The sequence below is a fragment of the Streptomyces sp. ADI95-17 genome (assembly GCF_003846175.1).
GTDB lineage: Bacteria > Actinomycetota > Actinomycetes > Streptomycetales > Streptomycetaceae > Streptomyces > Streptomyces sanglieri.
The window spans coordinates 489,978-492,705 of the sequence record NZ_ML123051.1 but is presented as its reverse complement, the minus strand read 5'-3'; the positions used below and the strand labels follow the sequence as shown (position 1 = coordinate 492,705).

The 2,728-nt window shown below is 67.4% G+C and carries 3 protein-coding genes and 1 pseudogene; 3 read left to right on the top strand and 1 reads right to left on the bottom strand.

Annotation, left to right across the window (positions count from 1 at the left end):
* Window positions 1-145 precede the first annotated feature (145 nt).
* Complete coding sequence (locus EES42_RS37160; RefSeq protein ID WP_124722570.1) at window positions 146-1,306, bottom strand: serine hydrolase domain-containing protein; 1,161 nt, start codon at window positions 1,304-1,306, stop codon at window positions 146-148.
* Window positions 1,307-1,500: 194 nt separating this feature from the next.
* On the opposite strand from EES42_RS37160, the gene EES42_RS37155 reads away from it, so the two are divergent.
* The 3 genes and pseudogenes from EES42_RS37155 to EES42_RS45815 all read left to right on the top strand — a co-directional run.
* Window positions 1,501-2,127: a TetR/AcrR family transcriptional regulator gene (locus EES42_RS37155; RefSeq protein ID WP_124722569.1), complete on the top strand. Its 627-nt coding sequence runs from the start codon at window positions 1,501-1,503 to the stop codon at window positions 2,125-2,127.
* Window positions 2,099-2,332: pseudogene (locus tag EES42_RS37150) on the top strand (IS1380 family transposase); the annotation flags it as partial. The gene EES42_RS37155 and the pseudogene EES42_RS37150, both read left to right, overlap by 29 nt.
* 215 nt (window positions 2,333-2,547) lie before the next feature.
* Window positions 2,548-2,728, top strand: a 181-nt coding sequence (locus EES42_RS45815) for a hypothetical protein (RefSeq protein ID WP_206433786.1), incomplete at its 3' end; no start/stop codon positions are given.

The following is a 2,728-nucleotide window of genomic DNA, read 5'->3' as shown; positions in this document are numbered from 1 at the left end:
GGTGGCCAGCGGCTGCACACCGTCGGTTGGGTGGGGCGGGCTGTTGCTGACGGGTGGTGATGTTGTCGCCGAGCCCGCCGGGCACCGCGTGGAAACCCGCTCCGCCCCCCACGCACGCGGCACAGCATCCGCGTTCAATCGCGGGTCAGTGGCCGTGCCGGGCGATCGCGCGCAGGAAAGCGATGGTCTCCTCCTCGCCGCTGATGGCTTCGTCCAGGGACGTCCCGTACAGGCGGCTGGCCGAGAGCTTCACGATGGTGGTCCGGCTGACCGGATCGACATAGACGAACTGGTTGTAGACGCCGACTGCGCTGAACTCGCCACGGTCTCCCGCCGGGAGCCACCACTGGTAGCCGTAGCCGACTCCATCGGCTTGCTGGCCGCCGACGAGGGGGCGGCCGGGTTGCAGGTGCGGCGCGGTCCCGGTGACCGAGTCGCGCACCCACTGTGCGGGCACGATCTGCCGGCCCTGCCACACACCCCCGTTGCGGTACAGCTCTCCGAGCCTGGCGAAGTCGCGGGCGGTCAGGTTGAGCCCCCCGAAAGCGAGTTCCGTCCCGGCGGGGTCCACCAGCCAGTAACCCGCCGATGTCATGCCGAGCGGCTCGCACAGCTTCTCGCGCATGTAGTCGGCCATCGGGCGGCCGGTGGCCCGGGCTATCAGGGCGCCGAGTATCTGGGTCTCACCGGAGTTGTAGCGGCAGACGGTGCCGGGCCCGGTCTCGCGCACCATGCGGGCGACGAAGTCGTCGAGCGTGCCGCCGATGCCCGCCGTCGCGGCGGTGAGCTGGTAGATGTCGGAGGCCGGGTCGTTGTAGTCCTCGTTCCACCGGGCGCCGGAGGACATCTGGAGCACGTCCTTGATGGACACACCGTCGTACGCGGAACCGGGCCGCACCGGCACGTAGGAGCTGATGGGCTCGTCGACGCCCGTGATGTGCCCCTCGTCGACCGCTATGCCGACGAGCGCGGAGACAAAGCTCTTGGAGACCGACATGGACAGCCACTGCACGTCCGGGCCGCCGGTCAGGAAGTAGCTCTCGTGGTTGATGACCCCGTCGACGAGCACGAGCAGTGCGGACGTGTCGGTGCGGGCCAGGAACTCCTTGGTCACTCGTGCGGTGCCGTCGTAGTCGAAGCTCTCCGGCAGCGGGGCCGCCTCACTGCGTGGCCAGACATAGGGGTGTGCGGAGGGCGCCATCTCACGGGTGTCGAGGAGGTCCTTCATCCGGCAGAAGTGCTCGTGCTGCGGCACGCCGGTGAAGAGGCCGAGGTCGACCAGGGTCATGCGCTTCTGATCAGTCATTGCCGTCCTTCGAGTGGGAACGGGGGATCCGGAAGGAGATGGAGGGTGGGCGAGCCGACACCACTGCCGGGGCGGGCTCGTCCTGGGGCCGGAGTGACCGGCTGCGATGACTAGAAAAGTAGCAGTACCACTCGGTTAGGGCAACCGAGTGGTACTGTTAAATCTCCATCAACGCAGAACAGCGGAAGGCGGCGATGAGTTCATCCCACGTCGACGGGCGCACCCTCCGGTTTCAGCACCGGCGGCCCGAGTTGCTGGCCGCGGCGACCGAGTACATCCTCGAACACGGCATCAGCGGCCTGTCCCTGCGTCCCGTGGCGCAGGCGCTCGGTGTCACCCACGCGACACTGCTACGGCACTTCTCCTCGAAGGACGCGCTGCTCCTGGCCGTCTCAGAGAAGGTCCGCACGGATCTGGCAGCATGGCTGACGTCGGACGCGGAGCTCCGCGAGGCGCACTCGACGGCCGAACTCGTCAGGGCGCTGTGGCGTCGGCTGTGCGAACCGCAGGAGCAGCGCCAGTTCCTCCTGCTTTTCGAATTCGTCGGCCATCACGGGGAAGGGTCCGGGGAGGATGAGGAACTCTCCCGGTCGATCGTCCACGACTGGATCGGGATCATCGCCAACAGGCTTGTCGCGGACGGCTGGCCGCCCGAGGACGCCTCCGCTCTGTCGACCCTTGTCCTCGCACAGGTGCGGGGCCTGCAGCTCGATCTCCTCGTCTCCGGGGACCGCGCGCGAACGGACCGCGCCATCGACTTCGCCGTACGCCCCCTCGACCGCTCCCCCGCTGGTCGAGACGGTCCGCAAGTCCGCGGTTGACCGGGCGGTATCGACGGCGCTGGCGCCGTGGCGCAAGCCGCAGGCTGTGCACCATCCGGGGAAGGTCTTCCTCGATATCGCGCTCGCGACACCTCTCGGCGGGAACTGCCTGGCCGACGTCGCCATGCTTCGGGCCGAACTGGCTGTGTTCGGCCTGGTGGCCCCTGATCCGACAGTCTCCCGCCTCATCGACGCCCTGGCCGCAGCCGGACCGAAAACTCTGAGCTTGTTCTACCTTCCAAGCGTGGGTTTTGAGCCGGCCATTCGTGAGATCGGCGGGCCCGGGGGTTCTGGGTATGGCTGTGAGCTTGTCGCCGTTGGATGGCTCAAAGAACTTGGCCGCCCGGAGCCCCGCGACGACTCGACCGCTAAATTGGGATACGCGATTCGATCGCTGTGTAGACACCTCAGGCGCTCAACGTGTCAAGCAGCTACGGCGAGAGCGGTCGGAAAGGCCGTGTGTTCCTCGAACAGCGTGTGGTGCTGGAGGCAGTAGTAGAGCTGGCCGAGCATGCGGTTGAAGAGGCTCTGTCACGTTGTTGGGTGTGTGAGTGTCTGATGGGGCGTCGGGGTGTGGTGGGCTTGCGTTTCGGGCCTGGGG